At 50.8% G+C, this 16,278-nt stretch carries 17 protein-coding genes and 1 pseudogene; 7 read left to right on the top strand and 11 right to left on the bottom strand.

The features are described from left to right. Window positions 1–31: 31 nt before the first annotated feature. Window positions 32–229, bottom strand: a complete 198-nt coding sequence (locus EAO80_RS16610; RefSeq protein ID WP_122090940.1) for a hypothetical protein — start codon at window positions 227–229, stop codon at window positions 32–34. 102 nt (window positions 230–331) lie between these two features. Here EAO80_RS16610 and EAO80_RS16605 point away from each other — a divergent pair, with 102 nt between their 5' ends. Further along, window positions 332–1,276, top strand: coding sequence for a hypothetical protein (locus EAO80_RS16605; RefSeq protein ID WP_122091004.1), 945 nt, complete (start codon window positions 332–334; stop codon window positions 1,274–1,276). Continuing rightward, window positions 1,267–2,985: a pyrroloquinoline quinone-dependent dehydrogenase gene (locus EAO80_RS16600; protein WP_122090939.1), complete on the top strand. Its 1,719-nt coding sequence runs from the start codon at window positions 1,267–1,269 to the stop codon at window positions 2,983–2,985. Before EAO80_RS16605 ends, EAO80_RS16600 begins: the two co-directional genes overlap by 10 nt. Before the next feature lie 176 nt (window positions 2,986–3,161). Here the strand turns inward: EAO80_RS16600 and fer are convergent, their stop codons facing one another. After that, the gene (gene fer, locus EAO80_RS16595) at window positions 3,162–3,623 is read right to left on the bottom strand and encodes a ferredoxin Fer (RefSeq protein ID WP_122091003.1); all 462 of its coding nucleotides are present in this window, start codon (window positions 3,621–3,623) and stop codon (window positions 3,162–3,164) included. Window positions 3,624–3,734: 111 nt separating this feature from the next. Here fer and EAO80_RS20680 point away from each other — a divergent pair. Both EAO80_RS20680 and EAO80_RS20870 read left to right on the top strand, forming a co-directional pair. After that, window positions 3,735–3,839 (top strand): annotated as a pseudogene (locus tag EAO80_RS20680) (hypothetical protein); the annotation flags it as partial. Then, entirely contained in the window at window positions 3,799–3,963 is a 165-nt protein-coding gene (locus tag EAO80_RS20870; protein WP_122090938.1) for a TRAM domain-containing protein, read from the top strand. The pseudogene EAO80_RS20680 and the gene EAO80_RS20870, both read left to right, overlap by 41 nt. A gap of 54 nt (window positions 3,964–4,017) precedes the next feature. Here EAO80_RS20870 and EAO80_RS16580 read toward each other — a convergent pair whose 3' ends face one another. The 7 genes from EAO80_RS16580 to EAO80_RS16550 form a co-directional block, all read right to left on the bottom strand. Next, window positions 4,018–4,329, bottom strand: a complete 312-nt coding sequence (locus EAO80_RS16580; RefSeq protein WP_122090937.1) for a hypothetical protein — start codon at window positions 4,327–4,329, stop codon at window positions 4,018–4,020. 153 nt (window positions 4,330–4,482) lie between these two features. Then, window positions 4,483–4,833, bottom strand: coding sequence for a DUF6788 family protein (locus EAO80_RS16575; RefSeq protein ID WP_122090936.1), 351 nt, complete (start codon window positions 4,831–4,833; stop codon window positions 4,483–4,485). A 218-nt stretch (window positions 4,834–5,051) separates the two neighbouring features. After that, a complete protein-coding gene (locus EAO80_RS16570) occupies window positions 5,052–6,428 on the bottom strand; it encodes a Cdc6/Cdc18 family protein (RefSeq protein ID WP_122090935.1) in 1,377 nt (458 codons plus the stop codon). Between the two features lie 886 nt (window positions 6,429–7,314). Beyond that, complete coding sequence (locus tag EAO80_RS16565; RefSeq protein ID WP_122090934.1) at window positions 7,315–7,626, bottom strand: hypothetical protein; 312 nt, start codon at window positions 7,624–7,626, stop codon at window positions 7,315–7,317. 329 nt (window positions 7,627–7,955) lie between these two features. Next, window positions 7,956–8,345, bottom strand: coding sequence for a hypothetical protein (locus EAO80_RS16560; protein WP_122090933.1), 390 nt, complete (start codon window positions 8,343–8,345; stop codon window positions 7,956–7,958). Beyond that, on the bottom strand, window positions 8,338–9,267 hold the full coding sequence (locus EAO80_RS16555; RefSeq protein WP_122090932.1) for a ParA family protein: 930 nt from the start codon (window positions 9,265–9,267) through the stop codon (window positions 8,338–8,340). Before EAO80_RS16555 ends, EAO80_RS16560 begins: the two co-directional genes overlap by 8 nt. A 261-nt stretch (window positions 9,268–9,528) precedes the next feature. Next, a complete protein-coding gene (locus EAO80_RS16550) occupies window positions 9,529–9,942 on the bottom strand; it encodes a winged helix-turn-helix domain-containing protein (protein WP_122091002.1) in 414 nt (137 codons plus the stop codon). Between the two features lie 122 nt (window positions 9,943–10,064). Here EAO80_RS16550 and EAO80_RS16545 point away from each other — a divergent pair, with 122 nt between their 5' ends. After that, the gene (locus tag EAO80_RS16545; protein WP_122090931.1) at window positions 10,065–10,613 is read left to right on the top strand and encodes a hypothetical protein; all 549 of its coding nucleotides are present in this window, start codon (window positions 10,065–10,067) and stop codon (window positions 10,611–10,613) included. 1,030 nt (window positions 10,614–11,643) lie between these two features. On the opposite strand, the gene EAO80_RS16535 is transcribed toward EAO80_RS16545, so the two are convergent. Next, on the bottom strand, window positions 11,644–13,320 hold the full coding sequence (locus tag EAO80_RS16535; RefSeq protein WP_122090930.1) for a transposase: 1,677 nt from the start codon (window positions 13,318–13,320) through the stop codon (window positions 11,644–11,646). A gap of 280 nt (window positions 13,321–13,600) precedes the next feature. Here EAO80_RS16535 and EAO80_RS16530 point away from each other — a divergent pair, with 280 nt between their 5' ends. Next, window positions 13,601–13,906, top strand: a complete 306-nt coding sequence (locus EAO80_RS16530; RefSeq protein ID WP_122090929.1) for a hypothetical protein — start codon at window positions 13,601–13,603, stop codon at window positions 13,904–13,906. Window positions 13,907–14,642: 736 nt separating this feature from the next. Here EAO80_RS16530 and EAO80_RS16525 read toward each other — a convergent pair. Further along, window positions 14,643–15,365 carry an SDR family NAD(P)-dependent oxidoreductase gene (locus EAO80_RS16525; RefSeq protein WP_245998680.1) on the bottom strand — a complete coding sequence of 241 codons (723 nt, stop codon included), beginning with the start codon at window positions 15,363–15,365 and terminating at the stop codon, window positions 14,643–14,645. Window positions 15,366–15,645: 280 nt separating this feature from the next. On the opposite strand from EAO80_RS16525, the gene sod reads away from it, so the two are divergent. Then, complete coding sequence (sod, locus tag EAO80_RS16520; protein ID WP_122090927.1) at window positions 15,646–16,248, top strand: superoxide dismutase; 603 nt, start codon at window positions 15,646–15,648, stop codon at window positions 16,246–16,248. The last annotated feature ends 30 nt before the right edge of the window (window positions 16,249–16,278 follow it).

Genomic DNA, 16,278 nt, shown 5'->3' with positions numbered 1-16,278 from the left:
CCGATTCCAATTGCTGGTGTTGCACAATGTTCTAACAGAGCTCGTCGTCGCAAGCCACACGTACTCGGCAAGAGAATTGCCGGGAAAGGACGGTTTCAGCCTGCGTGACGACGGTGTAGGAGTCCACGTCGGTCTTAACGTCTCTGAGCTGCGTGAGAATTGGTTCGACGGCGGGAGTCGGAAGCGGAAAGGAGATCACCGCGTTCATCTCGCTCGTTCTGTTGCTCATGATTGTCCAGTTATATTTAGTACTTGTTCGAACCAATACTGAATGATAAAATATGCACTATTCGGTATACTTATCAGGAACCAATCCTATGAGACAGAAGCAATGGTAAATGGTGACGTTACACAGATACCCATTGATCAACAACAGGAGTTGGCGACCACTCTCGGAGTGAGTCGGCCAGCAAACGATCAAGAGTTAACAATTGGTCGACTGCAACAGCAGATCAATGGTTCCACCGATGAGGAGTTCGTTTCGATGGGCGACGCGATCAGGAGCGATCTCTCAAGTCAACTCGATACAACGCTATTAGAAGAGAGCCTCCCAAAGATAGTGAGACAGCTTTCTCGGCTCTCTGAAGTGCGCGAAACTGGAATTCCAGACGGGTCATCGGGTCCAGAAAACGTGTATCGAGAGCTTGTCGAACCAGCCTGGCAGGTGTATCATCACCTCGAAGCCATCGGGTTTTTCGAGAGCGTGGAGGCCAATCTGCCAGGGTTTACGCCCGGCCATATCGAAACAACGGCTCGTGAACTAATTAGTGCCGAACCCTTGATCGGTGCATTGGCAGACTGTGGATTTGATGATCGCGAGCAGATGGTCCTCATGATGAACGTCGCGAACAATGACACCCGTCTATCGCGGTGGACCCCAACACGGAAAATTCCACAGGGTGTCGAATTCAATGTTGATTACGTTCCACCGCTTCACCAGCGAGCAATGGGCGGGGCACTCCTGTGGATTCAAGCGCTTGACGACCACCTGTGGCGAAAAGAGATTCTGATCACCGAGACGATTCTCGACGATGTCCGCTGGGATACGAAAGCCATGTTAGGTGGGCTCTATCTAATGGCGATCGCTGCCCACGATATCGCAACAGAAACGGGGAAGTCGCTCACCGACGCCCAGTTGACGGCGACCCTAACTGCAAGTACGGCAGTAATGATCGTTAACCAAGAAGAGCTCATGCAGGATGCCTTCTGGATCACCGAGGAGAAACGCAAACCGAGCAAAGCAAGCGGCCGAGAGGAGGAACTACCATGGCAATAGAAGACGATAAGGCAATTCGAGCAGCGAGCGACACGGTCGTCGAAGAAACGGAACTAGGCTATCAGGTGTTCAATGCACCTGACGAGTCCGTATTACATCAAACGGACATTGAGCGTATCCCCCAGTACGACGTTACACAGGAGATGCTCGACAAATCGGGCGAGGATCCCGAGAGCTGGCTAATGTTCTCGAAGAATTACGAGGCTCATCGCTATACCCCCTGTGATACTATCACGAAAGAGAACGTCGGCGAGCTCGAACTCGAGTACACCATGGAGGTCGGCGCGAACTCCAGCATGGAAGGGTCGCCCGTAATCGTCCCGGGCGATCCGCCCGTGATGTACCAGACCAACGGCCCGAGCCACGTGAAAGCAATCGACCCACGTGAAGGTGAGGTCCTCTGGAGCTATACGTTCGCTGCGCCCGACGATGCTGTTCTCTGCTGTGACGATAACAATCGTGGGGTCGCTGTCTGGAAGGACAAGATCTACCTGACGACCCTCGATTCAGGGGTCCAAGCACTGAACCGCTACACCGGCGAGGAGGAATGGTACGCGAGCACCGCCGACCACAAGGAGGGCTACTCGGCGACGTGGGCCCCGATCATTTGGAAGGGGATGCTCTTTACTGGGAGCGCCGGCGGCGAGTTTGGTGTCCGTGGATTCCACTGTGCGTACAATGCCGAGACTGGTGAGGAGCTTTGGCGGCTCAAGAACTGCCCCGAGGAGGAATACGTCGGTGATAGTATCGAGCAGTCTGGCGGCACCAACTGGATGACCGCGACGTTCGATCCCGAACGTGAACTACTGTACTACAACGTCGGCAACCCGAGTCCGGACTTCAACGGTACCGTTCGTCCGGGTCCGAACAAGAACACGTGTTCAACGTTGTGTGTCGATCCTCATAGTGGCGAGATCCAATGGGCACACCAGGAGTCAGCCCACGACATCTGGGACTACGACTCGGCCCACCAACGGATGATCATCCGCGACCTCGATATCGACCATCTCGATTACAGTGGCGACGTCGTCTATAACGGCGGTAAAACGTCGTGGACCTACACGATGCACCCTGAAACCGGGAAACTACTCGTTCGGGGCCAACCGATGACCCAGCAAATCAACATGATGACGATGGTGCCCCACGTTGAGGAAGAACGTGACTACGTGATGCTACCGGGCCTGCTCGGCGGCCATGACTGGCAGCCCCCAACGTACTCTCACGAGACAGGTCTATGCTATCACAAAGTTCTGAACACCCCTCACGAGATCTACTGGCGCAATGAGGAGTACAACCCGGGCGAGAAGTTCTGGGGTGGAATCGTCGAAGTCGAACCCGACGAGGAACTGATTCCCGACGACTATAACGGGCATATCAGCGCGATCGTTGCCGTTGATCCGGCGACTGGTAAAGTCGAGTGGCGTGACTGGATCGACAGCGATCGATATCTGTGGGGTGGGACGATGTCGACCGCGACGGGCCTGCTCTTTGCCGGCACACAGAACGGCGATATGATCGCCTACGACGCGGAAAACGGCGAACGACTCTGGGAGTACGACGTCAGCGATAAGGCAGTCAGTGGCGACCCAGTTAGCTGGTATGACCCGGGCACCGAAAAGCAGTACATCGCGATTCAGGTCGGCGGCAGCGGGTTCGTTGGGCGCGGACCACGAGGAGATCAACTCGTCGTGTTCTCGCTGTCAGCGTAGTCAAACAACGTACTGTTCTTTCTAATTGATGTCCAACCACGACTCGCTCGAAGCAATTATGAAAGACGAGCCAAGCGAGTTCACGACTTACTTGAGCTCCTCCCCCGCCTGAAAACGGGGGTACGCGCTCGCAACTGTATCAATACTGACTCCCCCGAACCGAACTAAGAGTCTGGTTAACCTCTATTCTGTGCGATTTCTCGAGCATACGGCATCTGAATAGCATTAACTACGATTTGGAGATCATCACTGACGGGCGCACAAACACAAGTCAAACGCATATTCCGCTCCTCGATTTCCTCGTCTTCAAGAAATAGATTCATATCCATATCGGCCTCTCCGCTTTTCAGAATTCCAACGCACATTGCACATGTTGCAGACCGGCATTGAAACGGCCATTTGAGCCCCGCTCGTTGGGCGGCACGCAACAGGGGCTCATCGCGTTCGACTTCGATGATGCCGTAATCACGCTCGTCTAAGTCTGCAGCAGCGGCTTTCTCGAAAAGATCCGCATCGTCGAGATCCCAGTCATTGTGCTCGATAGCACGGTAGTTTAGATACTCTACCGTTGACGGTGGCAGATCCTCCTCGACAACTGTCTCGGCATTCGACCGAACCGCGGGCAATTCGATATCCATGATAGAGACAATCACTACCTACAGGAATGTATCATTATCGACTGTGTAGTTACAGACAGGTGATTATAGCGACTCTTAGATATCTGCTCTCTATGGACATGAAGACGGGCCGTCGTGTTTGCCGCAAACGTGGTTGGACAGCCTCTCGCACTCTCCGAACAGATTCTCGTCTTGGTTGTCGTCGTCCTCATCAGTATCGGCACTGCTGGCGTTCCCAGTTGTCGAACGAGGATTCGTTGTGATCGTCGCGAATGCTAAACCCGATGAAGAGGTAACAATCGAGATCGATACTGTCCAGTCGAACGTCGCCTTTGCCAGCATTCGAGAGCGACGAGAGTAGAGCCAGAGCGTCAAGCACTACTCTCCAAGAGGAGACAACTGATCTGGAGAGTGTTCAGCAGCGCACCCAGCCGACACGAACTGTGGCTGTGAGTTCATCGATCACCGATTCGGTGAGCGCTACTGGATCGGGATCATTGGGAGCAGAGTGGTCTGAGGAGACATCAAAGACCTCAACAGAAACGGATTGAGCGTCGGCTAAGCTCCCGGTATCAACTTCGAGATCGAAGATCGTGTGACTGTAGATGACGATGGTGCGTTCGTTCGATACTTCCAAGTGTTCGATCGCTGCCTGCTCGAATGCATCAAGAAGATCAACTGATTCATCAAACTGATACTGGACTGCTGACCACTCCTCATCGTTCATACTACTGAAAGATCAGCACCCCACGAATATCAAGTATTATGACTTCGATATCCCCCACCACCTAGAGAAGTACGAACGGGAACTCTCTCAGTCAAAGAATCACTAGTAGTCTACTTGCGGCTTGTTCTCCAGTACTGTGAAAACTGGGTGGGATTACTCGGTACTTGTCTCGGTTGCTTTGCCGAGGTACTCGCGTCGGACGGTATCGCCGTCACGATAAGCCCGATACTTGTATGGACCATGTTTCTCGCCGCCGCTCATACACGAGCAACTCTCATCACCGCAGGTTCGGTACTCGAGATACACCGCGCCACTTGATTCACTCTCGAGAACATTGACATCCTCGGGCAGTTCGCTTTCGGTGACTGGCTCGCTTCGACGCTGTTCACGAGCGGCAAGCAACTCATCGATATACTTACGTGTATCCTCAAGGGCCTCGTCGTCTTGTTTGGGGAGCCCTTTAGCAAGGTAATTCGGAAGCGAGGGAGGTGCAGTCGGTGGCATTTTCCTTGTGCAACATTCGTGCCCCGGTCAATTAAGATTGTTGCACAAGGTAGGCTCAAGCAACGAGAGACTTAGAGTCGATCGTAAACGGACCAGCAGCCAGCGACCCCAAAAGGGGTTGAACCTTGTGACAAAACTCTTTTCAAGAAATTCCCTCATCGACTCTTGATGGCGTCAGTCGTAGGCTTCGGGGAACGCGTTGCTCCCAGATCGGGCTATTATTCGACGATTTTAATCAGGCGCTGGCGTGTACCCGCATCAATCGGGATGTCCGAGCAGCGCTCGTCTAACCCAATCGATTGAAGAAGGAGCCCTGCCTCATCCAACAATGATACCTCAAGATACGTCCCTTCTCTGTAGCCGTCACTAGTTCGCTTCATATCGATGATTTTCAATGTCTCGTACTCACGAAGCTGATCTGTAATTCGCTTTTGACCGAGTACGTTGACATTGATCGCTTCCGCAAATCCCCGGTAGACACGGTACATTTCAGTTGCCTTGAAATGGGAATGGCCGGTGAATTCATCCATTGCGGCAAGGGCAGCAATCGCAATCTTCGCCTGTGTCGGACAGCCACGAATTAAGTCCTGAATTCGAGTAACCTCAGCATCGTCATTCGCAGCACGAACATGTTCTTCATAAACTTGGTCAGCATCACTATCACGAGCGACTTCTCCGGCGAGTCGAAAGAGATCGATCGCACGGCGTGCATCACCATGTTCCTGAGCGGAAAACGCCGAGCACAGAGGAATGACGTCATCAGTGAGAACACCTTCGTTGTAAGCATCACGGCGACGTTCGAGAATATCGCCGAGCTGGTTTGCATCGTATGCCGGGAAGACGATTTCGTCCGGTGCAAATGAGCTCTCGACACGGGTGTCGAGACGGTCACCGTATTTGAGATCATTGCTGATACCAATGACTGTAATGCTGGCATCAACGTCATTCTCTTCGCCCGCTCGAGAGAGCTGCATGAGGAGTTTACTGTCGTCTGCCTCCTCCGGTGGAACGTTTTGAGCGTCATCAGGTGGGGCAAGACGGTCAATCTCGTCGAGAACGACGATCACAGCGTCATAGAGCTCGTCGATGACCGTCCAGAGTCGATCATAGTAGGCGCCTGTCGCGATTCCCGAATGGGGAATCGTAACCCCTGTCTCTTGTGGATCGTTCAAGCTTTTCGCGAGGTGTATGACTGTCTGAACCTCTGAGCGGCGCTGAGCACAGTCGATAATTGCCCGTCCGACACGACTGTTGTTATTGGCTCCGCGCTGCTCAACCTCCCGACTGACATATCGAGTAACAAGTGTCTTTCCGGATCCGGATTTCCCTAGGAGGAGCGTTCCTTTTCCGGAACCGCCAGTAATCGTTGGTTTGAGTCGTCGCGCAACGGTCTCAATCTGATCATTGCGGCCGACAATCTTGTCGTGATTCGGAATATGATCGATACGAAGGAGATCCTCGTTAGCGAAGATCGGATCTTCTTCATCAAGAACAGAGAGAGGGTCATCACGAGAAACAGACCGAGAGTAGGCAACAGCCCCTTTACTGGCTGCGTACTCACCAAGTGTTTGAACTGTTTCCGTACTCGAAGCCATACACCGGATTTCAAATGAAATCGACTTAGTTCTTTCCCCGCCATCGATACGCATCTGACAAAAGCCGAGAAACAGCGCTACAGACCTACTACGAATATTTACTGCTACGACAAAGAGATCAGAACGGTCAAAGTAGATACTTGTGACAACACCGAATTTCAGATGATCTGACGAGCAGTCAGCTTCGTAGTGTCTATCTCACACCGGATTTCAAATGAAATAGTGCTACAAGATCACAGTGGTCAGGAATAGATAGACACCCACCCCGGATTTCAAATGAATTCCTACAAAGATAGACGTACTGCTGAGTGTTCAAGAGCAGGGCAAAGACCTGTGAAATGGTCCAAACCATAGAGTAAAGAGCCTATACAGCAGATATCATCTGAAATTCGGTCTTCCAAGAGGTGCGCTGTAACTGTTCCGATAGCATAGAACCGTGACGTCATAGACCAAGACCAAGCACAAGATCAGTTATAAAACAAAGAAAAAATCGGAGGCGTGATACGCTGAAACTGGGTCTAGGGGCTCAAAGAGAAGGATTCGTACTACTACTACTACTACTAGCTTACCGGTATAGTAATATATATAATAGAAATCAAAAAGAGGCGAGTTCTACTTGAAGCCATAGTTCGGCAAAACAAGCAATTTGAGTCTTCTCCCTGTGGAATAGCACTTCTGTTGTATCTTTACCTCAAAGATGCTCTGCGACCGTCTCCTTCGTCTGGAACGGAATTCATTTGAAATCCGGGGAGGGAGTGTCGTCAAATGTTATCTCTGTTGCTAGGAGTACTTTTACTCACCTTGTGCAACAATAATTAGTTCATCCTATCAATACTGTTGCACAAGGCTACCCTGGTCCAAGAATACAAGATTATCCTGTGAGCGCTCAGCGGCGCTCCCAGTCTCCATCTACAGTGACCGCGAGTTCGTCGATCAGTGATTCAGTGAGAGCTACTGGATCGGGGTCACCAGTAGCAGTGCGATCCGGTGCGGCATCAAAGATTTCGACAGTAACAATCTGTGCGTCCGCTAAGCTCCCGTCATTGACTTCGAGATCGAAAATAGTGCGACTATAGATCACAATTGTCCGCTCGTCTAAGATCTCGAAATGTTCAATTCTCGCCTGTTCGAACGCTGTGAATAGATCAGTAGATCCGTCAAACTGATACGTGATTGCTGGCCACTTGCCGCTCCCCATTATACTGAGTAATCAGAAGTCACGGGTATAGAGCGTTGTGACAAATAGGAGTAGTCACGCATTCTATCACCGGTAGATCGTCACAGAAAAATAATCAATTCCAAAGTAATACCAGAGAGACACCACTGGTCCATTCGATTCTACACTATCTCTATCTAATACGATCCGGTTTCAGTACTTGTACATTGAAAGAACAGACACTGATATAATGGCGACCACGTTGTAGTCACCCCTCTGACAGTGGAATTGTCCGCCATCACTCAGAAAGTGCCGTTATCGTGGTTTGTAGGATATTATTTATACTATTCAAACTATTCTAGCTATTCAGGTTATTCAGAACCCGTCTCACTAGTATCGCTTCGGGCAGATTCAAAGCGCTGGGCGACGTCCTCTACGAGATCTTCTTCGACGATCGTACGGAGGAGTGCATCCGTCATTTCACGAACAACGATATTCTGATAGCCTCTCTCGTTGAGCTCTCGCTCCAGCTCGTAATTTAGCCAGGAATCGAAGTCATCGATCGTTGAAGCTCGTGCATAGAACGGACGCTGCTGAGCAGCTTCATACGAGAAGGCAGTATCCGTCATCGGATCCGTTGGTTGGTCAGTCTCCGATGTGGAGGTTTGAGATTCGCCAGTAGTTGAGTCCGCTGATGGAGACTCTTCATCTGGGTCTTCTAGCGTCTCTCCCAGATCAGCGAACGGATCGTTGTCAGTCATGGCGAATCACTCTCCCAGTTTCGACGATATGAGCAAGCTCCTCGAAGCAGGCAAGCTGATCACACTCCGGATCATAATCCAAGAGTGGTTTGTTCTCACCGTATGCTTTCGTAATGCTTGTTCGATCTCGAATACCCGGGACGGGCTTTTGCTCACCTGAGTCAACAGCCTCCCAGTCAGTGATTCGAGCGAAGTTTGGGATACGGTCCTGCAAGTTATCGTGGGAGTTCAATCGCTCAAGGAGCTGTCTGTCTTGGGTTTGTTGGTCGATCCGGCCACTCAGAATATTCGGAACAAGAGCGAGTACATCAACATCGAGATGCTTACGTAGTGGCGCAATTTGGCGTTCGATCGTGCGTTCGAGCCCGGATATCGCTTCATTGCCTGGCGCAAGAGGAAGGAGAAGGTTCGTCGTCGCTACAAGCGCATTATCAGTAAGTCGAGACCGATATGCCGGAGAGTCAGTGACGATATAGTCATACCCATCCCCGAGCAACGGTGTGACCACTTCCCGTTTCAAGAGTGCAGACGGCTGGAACACATCTCCAATGACGATTTCTCTCTCAATTTGCTCAAGTTCCTCACTAGAGGGGAGAAGATCGAACTCATAGTCAGTATTATAGATTACGGAGGATGGGTTCGCCTCACCAAAGAAAACATCACCAATATCCTCACTGGTGTCGTGATACTGAACACTGAATCCAAGCCCGACTGACGCATGTCCGTTCGGATCGAGATCAATTAGAAGAGTTCTATGACCGTGTGCAGCCAATTGACGAGCAACATTAACTGCGATAGTCGACTTCCCGACACCACCCTTTAGCATGCTAACTGAAACAGCACGCGGAGCACTATCTACGTCCGCTGATTGATATGGGCTATTTGGGCTATTCACGATATTTTGGCTATTCTTGCTAGCCATAGTATTCAGGTTTTGTAGAAGGGGATACTTATAGATATAGTATACAAAGCACAGATAGTATGAATAGATCGAATAGCTAGCTATTCTAGAAGTACAATAGCCGCAATCCATACGATCCTCATCTCATCCACCACCCCGTGTGCCAGATGAAATGCTCACAGCTGAATAGACTACCCCGTCATTTCCTCTGGCACACGGAGAATCTACCTTAGAGTCGATTGCATCTAGTGAATAGCTAGAATAGTATGCTATTTGAGATGGTCATGTATCGTTTGGTCGTGGCGCATTCTCATATTTCACCATCTTTTCTGGCTTGTCAGAGATAGTCTCGTAGATCTGCTGTAGCGTCTCTTCAGCAGCCAAGAGATTGTGATCTTCGAGGAACGCTCGTCCATCCTCAGTTAGCCCGTAAAACTTCCATGGATAGCCCTGGCGACGCTTTCCGTCAGCAAGCGAGGCCTCCTCAACGATTCCTGCTTCGATCAATTTCTGAACGTGCTTATAGACCGTGGCTTCGCTTAGACTTGGATTGAGCTGCTCAAGCTCGTACATTGAGGGTAGCTGCTTTGGATGCTGGAGTATATTGGTGAGAAGCTTAAATCGCGTCTGCTGGGTAACAAAATGGACGAGTTCTGGGGTCTCGATGTCTGCTTTGTCTTCTAAACCAGTACTCATACTCCCCTCTAGAACCCACTTACTCTTGTAGTTTACTCTGGAGTAATACACTCTGGAGTAGATATCCGAGATAACGACGTAAATCACCAAGTGAGATACTCCTGAATAGAGGACACGTACTAATGCCGGATACGGAGTCATCCCTTCCAGACGAAATCACTACGAGGGCGAAAGAGCAACTTGACGAGGCAGAGATTTCTCTCGCGGATAACGAAGAAATCATTCAAGCATTAAGTGAGCTTACGCCCGTCTACGAGAATGAACAGTCGTATTTCGTTCTCGGAAATTATGATCGAGAGCCGATTCGACGGCTCAATCTCGTTGTTGATCGCCTCAATCGACGCGAAAACAGCTATGCGTTTCGAATGGTGGATATCCGTGGTGAGTGGGACAACAGCATCCAAAAGTTCTGTCTCATTGCCGATCTCGTCACGTACATCGTTGGTGTTGCTGAGAAAGATCCTAGCGACTTTCTCGTTGAGCAAGGCCTCCTTGTTGGTACAGTAGAATACTTTTCAAAGAGCTATGTCCTCCAGCGGGCGTACGAAGATGAAGAGCACCCGTTTGGGTGGATGCAGGATGGAGTCTTTGAACTATTCAAGCAGGAAGGGCGGCTCTACTACTGGCAAACTGATGCAGAACTTGTCGAAGCCGCCGAGAAACTTCCTTAACACTCTCTATTGATAAATAGTATTCTATTTCCAAATAGCATACTATTCCAAATATTGGAAGCCGCGATGTATGGCGAGGGACTACTTCTCGTTGGCACTGACAAGGGTTACGACGAAGCCACGGCATCTCGCTCACTCGTTTTTGGACTGAACCCGCCTAACCGTCTTCAGACTGGTGGAGCATTTCACTCGCGCGTTTAGCCCCCTCAGTCGCATCGATATGCGAATAGTGGTCTTTTGTCGTTTCGAGACTCTGGTGGCGCATCAAATCCCGCGCAGTCCCACTATCCATTCGATAGAACGTATCGCTAATCCCACGGCGAGCCCCATGTAGTTGAAGATAGCCGGGATCTTCCGGTGGAGTCGAGATCTCGAGGTCTGCGGCCTCACACAACTATTTCATTACGCTTCGAACGCCCGTTATCGTGATTGCGGGTGGGGCGATCTGATACTCCCGTAGCACCTCTTCGATTGGGTTCTCGTCGAGAATCGCTTCTATCGGCTCTTCATCCTCGTGTTTAACTTCGCGAAGATGCGTACGAGCACACTCATACAGCGATGGCGCGTGTCTGGTAGGAAAGATTCGCCTCAAGAAACTGCGTCAGCCCTTCTTGGAGTGTTGGAGGACCCGATGTAGTGGTTGAACCCTGGGATTGGGGTCTGGCATAGAGTTGGATGAGTGGAGGGCTCGATGGTGCATCTATCTACTTGTGATTATTCACTTAATCAAAAGTGGATTGTCGCATCACCAAATCGGCTGTAATCCGTAGATACGAGGCTGCTATCCCAGTAATAGCATCTCATAAACTCCATAATGGTACATAGAAATCCAGTCTTTGGAAGATGAGACTACAGCGCCTATAGTGGGGCTGTAGTGCGTGCTTTCGGCCGACTCGGCATCTTCGATCTGGCTCATAGCACGTCCCGAAGGCGAATCCTTGTCGCACGAACAACTAATTCGGTAATCTTCCAGTACTCAGGAGAGTGTCGCCACTCCAGACCGCGGCGTTCGCTTGGACTGAGCGACGTGCTACCCGATTCCTGTCTCCTTTTTCAACAGCGTCAGCGTGTTGTCCGCCGTCACGATCGGTGCATGCTCGTACTCTCCGGTCAGTTCGACCTGCACGAGCAAATCGATCGCACGCCAGATTGAGTACAACAAACACGCGAACGCGAAGTAGAAAAACCGCAGTACGAAGTCTTTCGATGTCGTCGCGGCCATGAACCGCTTGATCGATTTATAGCCGCTTTCAATCTCCCATCGGTACCCATATTCGCTGAGAAAGCCACCGCCGCGATTCGACATAAACACCGAATACTGCCGGTGGTCGTCGTGATCGGTGTTCCCTTTTCGGCGGTAAATGAGCGTCGTTTGGTGCCACTCGTTGTTCCCGAGATGCAGTTCTCGGTCGGTCTCATATCGATCTTGATTTCGTCGAAGCAATCGCTTGGCCTGAGCTTTCTCGCTGGTCTGCATCCGCTTGGGCACGACGTACGAGAGTCCGCGCTGGCTGATCATCTCCAGGATATACTGACTATCGAATTCCCGGTCCATCAGCACGTTATTGACGTGAACTAACTCCTCTGCAGTGTCCAAGAGATCCTCAACGATTTCTTTTCGAGTCTCACCCTTTCGGACTGGTCGTGCGTCCAGCACAATTGGAACCGCATTGCCGACTAACTGGATAGTTGCCCACTGATAGGCGTACTCGTCGGTATTCTCCTTCGTACCGATGATTTCGTTCTCGTGGCCCGTTCTGTTGCCAGTGAAGGGATCATTTTCGGTGATGTCAATCGCGACGATCCCGGCTCGGACGAACTGCTCTGTCTCTGCGACTTCATCCAACAGTCGATTCACTGCCTGCCGGTACATCTCGCGAATTTGTTCAATCGACAGATCACGAATATGGTCACGATGGGCGTGCCCCAGCGGTGTCCGGTCTCGCGTCGACTCGTAGACGAAACTGCGAGCACCTTCGTTCGCAGCCAGTCGCTCACGAAGCCCGAGATACGTCTGCAAGTCCCAGTAGGCGTTCTCATGAATCTCACAGCCGTCGCCACGGTCTAACGAGAACGCAGGGAAAACGATCCGATTAATGTGGTCTGTGACCGGTTCTGCCTGTTCCAGTACGGTCTGCTCATCTGGGACTAGCTCTTCAGTATCGGTGTCTCGCTGAGGAAGCTTCCGATCTGGATTACGCGGAACTGAAACACCTGCGTTCTGTGCTTTGATGAGGATCGTCCGAGCGGCTGTCGCAACCGTCTCGCGGAGATCCGTAGTAAAGCGGTTGTGCCAGCTCCGCCACAGTGTTGACTGGTCAGGAACTGACTCGAGTCCGAGGCACTCTCGAAGATTTGGAGAGGTATCGAGATACTCTACGAGTGCTGTCTCGTGTTCCCAGCCGTGCAGTTCCTTCAATACGAAGAGCCGAAAGAGGGTGTCCATCTCATAGCGGGTCAACCTCGTGTACTGGTTGTGGGCCTCGAACCTGAAGTACGCCAGCGGGAGCGAGCAAACGAATTGCTCAACTGAGTTGTGAGCGTCGTGTGTGAACCAGTGTGTCGAGACGGTGCGAACGTCCGATGCTAGCCCGCCAAGGGAGGTCCGGTCGTACAGGCCTGTTGAATCGTATGTTGGCCAGTCAGTACGTGACCGGCATACGATATGTCGGAAGACTGCTTGGCGAGACTCACGAGTCGTAGTCACTACGAGAACTTGGACACGACACACTCATGATTTTGTTTGACTTCGAGTGATTCACCCACCGACGATTCGGTAATTCGGTAGGTACTGGTGAGCGATGTAACTGATACACCGCTCTAGATAACGATCGAAATAACTAGATATACTGCGGATCGTAACAAAAATGGGGGAGACTACTAGTCACGTTGGTGTTTTCGCTGGCTCTCCGGTTCTAGACTCTTGAAAGAGACACACTACTGTTTTGTACGAAATATATTTTTACCAGTACAATATATGTCTGCGTATGAATTGGATCAATCCTCGTTCAGGATGGGAAATGGCAGCGGGAATCTTTGCTGCAGTCTGGGCTATTTATACATTGTATATTCATTGGTTCTTGGGAACTAATTTCCAAGATATACAGATCATGATGTGGGTTAGTTTAGTGACTGCAGTTTGTTTAGGTGTTCTCATCATCTCTTTTGGTGTTATCACTGGGAAACTATATCAGAATACTCAACGATATCAGCGGATCGGTCAAGTGCTTGGAGGGAGTGCGCTTGTTATGATCGTTATTTTCCTTCTAATGGGATTCTTCACGCATGGTTGAATACACGAAGATGATTTTGGTTGCGTTGGCGTGTTTAGTTGTCGGAATTCCTCTTTGGATCGCGATTTTTTCGCCGGAGGCATTTTTAGGGTCGATGGTTTCTGATGCTGGGTTCTAAATTGCGGTGATTGCCGGAGTTGCTATGATTTTGTCTGGGTTTTGGGCCGGGCAGCGAGCTGGTTTCGATGAATAAGCACACCTACCTAACTGACGTTGTAAGATAGGATAGAGTGTAATCAAGGCACACAACAAAACCATCCGCCGAGACTGTGGCGGAACTCTATGCATTGAGACGACCGGCCTCAACTACTCCCAGTCTTGGAAGTTGAGACTACACTGTGGCAATTACACAGGTATCCGAATTTCGGGTTTCGCTACGAACTCGACTAACGCCTAATTCTCCGAGTACATCAGGGAGGTCAGCCACGAGTTGCTCTGCTCGGGCTTGCTTTGTGAACGCAATCGCGATCGTCCCATCGGTCTTTACGACGCGGCACAGTTCACGAGCACCAGCACGCTCGTCAGGCCACATTTGCATCGAGTTGTTCGAACACGCGTGCTGTCTCGCGAATACGGGCGGCGGCGACATACGATCGTCGCTGCTGCACCCGAGAACGACCGGAGTGTCCTCAATAGAGCCGGCGCACTCTTTCCTTATTTCTGGGCTGAGCAAGCTTCCGGGCAGTACCCTGTTCTCAAACACGCTCAGATAAACAGTGTCCAGAGAACACTCCGTCTATTCCATTGTACTACCACCGTTCACAGGCGTGTAGGTACCTGTGACGAATTCAGTATTAGCGTTCACAAGGGCAGTGATGGTACCTGCTACGTCCTCTGGTTGGGTAATTCGGTTGAGTGGTGTTGACTCAACAACGTACTCACGAGTGTGCTCAACACGCTCTTTAGTACCCTCGGTCTCGACCAGACCCGGGGCAACCACATTTGCCGTGATGCCCTCCTCACCGTACTCCTGCGCCAGATACTTCACAAATGAGTTGAGGCCACTCTTGGCAGTACCATGTGCAATGAATCCAGGTTGAGGCTGCTTACCGAGGCTACTTGATACGTAGACAGCGCGGCCATATCCCTGTTCGGTCATTCCTGGAAGAACGGCCTTCGAGACGATGAACGCTGACTTCAATTCAGCGTCCAATTTTGATCTGAAACTTTCCCATGACATCTCGGCAAACGGTGCCTGCTCGAATGGCATATTCGCATTGTTCACGAGAATATCGACACTACCCCACTCATCCTCAACGGTAGCGACCATCCGATCGACGGCTTGTGGGTCGGTCACATCGGCTTGCTGGATAAGCGCTTCTCCTCCGTTTTCACGGATTGATTCGGCAACCGACTCCGCCTCATCACTACTCGAACGGAAGTTCACAACCACCTTTGCCCCGGCAGCAGCGAGACGTTTGGCAGTTGCGGCGCCAATTCCGCGACTGCTACCAGTCACTAGAGCAATGTGGCCACTAAACTCATTCACATTTAGTGGTCTTGGTGTTTTTGACTATGTACTTGTCGCTTCCTGCAACTTGTTTTCGAAAATTCTACAATTAGAGCCAGTTACAGCCACTTAAGACTTGAAAAAGCGACCTGAATCTCCTTCGTCAGAATTCTTGTTTTTATCTTATCTCTACTGGCTTTGTATACGGCATTGTGATGACTATGCTACCAAAATAGATTACAGAGAACGTTCATACTACTCCCGCTTGTAGTCACTCCCGTCGATACAAATGGCAAATTACGAACTTCCATCGCTACCATACGACTACGATGCACTCGAACCGCACATCAGTGAACAAGTACTGACGTGGCACCACGATACCCATCACCAGGGCTACGTCAATGGCTGGAACAGTGCTGAAGAGACGCTTGAGGCGAATCGTGAAAGTGGTGACTTCAGTTCCTCTGGATCAGCACTGCGGAACGTCACACACAATGGGTCGGGCCACATGCTCCACGACCTCTTCTGGAAGAATATGAGTCCAGAGGGAGGCAGCGAACCAACTGGAACGCTCGCTGACCGTATTGAGGAAGGCTTCGGCTCCTATGAGGCCTGGAAGGGCGAATTCGAGGCTGCCGCATCCAATGCGAGCGGGTGGGCGCTCTTGGTCTACGACAGCTTCTCTGAAGAGCTCCACAACGTTGTCGTCGACAAACACGACCAAGGAGCGCTATGGGGTAGCCATCCGATCCTTGCACTTGACGTGTGGGAACATTCCTACTACTACGACTATGGACCCGCACGAGGCGACTTTATTGATGCGTTCTTCGAAGTCGTTGACTGGGAGGAACCTACGGAGCGATACGAACAAGCTGTCGAACTATTCGAATAGCGGGTCCACGAGCCATCTCAGTTGAGTATC

This window comes from Halalkalicoccus subterraneus (assembly GCF_003697815.1).
GTDB classification, from domain to species: domain Archaea; phylum Halobacteriota; class Halobacteria; order Halobacteriales; family Halalkalicoccaceae; genus Halalkalicoccus; species Halalkalicoccus subterraneus.
The sequence above is the reverse complement of the archived record's forward strand: the minus strand, read 5'-3'. Positions and strand labels throughout refer to the sequence as shown.

Bases quoted from the DNA above. Each gene is read 5' to 3' on its own strand.
- EAO80_RS16545 (WP_122090931.1), top strand. From the start codon at position 10,065: ATGCCGGATACGGAGTCATCCCTTCCAGACGAAATCACTACGAGGGCG.
- EAO80_RS16580 (WP_122090937.1), bottom strand. From the start codon at position 4,329: ATGAACGATGAGGAGTGGTCAGCAGTCCAGTATCAGTTTGATGAATCA.
- EAO80_RS16570 (WP_122090935.1), bottom strand. From the start codon at position 6,428: ATGGCTTCGAGTACGGAAACAGTTCAAACACTTGGTGAGTACGCAGCC.
- EAO80_RS16550 (WP_122091002.1), bottom strand. From the start codon at position 9,942: ATGAGTACTGGTTTAGAAGACAAAGCAGACATCGAGACCCCAGAACTC.
- EAO80_RS16565 (WP_122090934.1), bottom strand. From the start codon at position 7,626: ATGGGGAGCGGCAAGTGGCCAGCAATCACGTATCAGTTTGACGGATCT.
- fer (WP_122091003.1), bottom strand. From the start codon at position 3,623: ATGGATATCGAATTGCCCGCGGTTCGGTCGAATGCCGAGACAGTTGTC.
- EAO80_RS16600 (WP_122090939.1), top strand. From the start codon at position 1,267: ATGGCAATAGAAGACGATAAGGCAATTCGAGCAGCGAGCGACACGGTC.
- EAO80_RS16560 (WP_122090933.1), bottom strand. From the start codon at position 8,345: ATGACTGACAACGATCCGTTCGCTGATCTGGGAGAGACGCTAGAAGAC.
- EAO80_RS16555 (WP_122090932.1), bottom strand. From the start codon at position 9,267: ATGGCTAGCAAGAATAGCCAAAATATCGTGAATAGCCCAAATAGCCCA.
- EAO80_RS16610 (WP_122090940.1), bottom strand. From the start codon at position 229: ATGAGCAACAGAACGAGCGAGATGAACGCGGTGATCTCCTTTCCGCTT.
- EAO80_RS16605 (WP_122091004.1), top strand. From the start codon at position 332: ATGGTAAATGGTGACGTTACACAGATACCCATTGATCAACAACAGGAG.
- EAO80_RS16575 (WP_122090936.1), bottom strand. From the start codon at position 4,833: ATGCCACCGACTGCACCTCCCTCGCTTCCGAATTACCTTGCTAAAGGG.
- sod (WP_122090927.1), top strand. From the start codon at position 15,646: ATGGCAAATTACGAACTTCCATCGCTACCATACGACTACGATGCACTC.
- EAO80_RS16530 (WP_122090929.1), top strand. From the start codon at position 13,601: ATGAATTGGATCAATCCTCGTTCAGGATGGGAAATGGCAGCGGGAATC.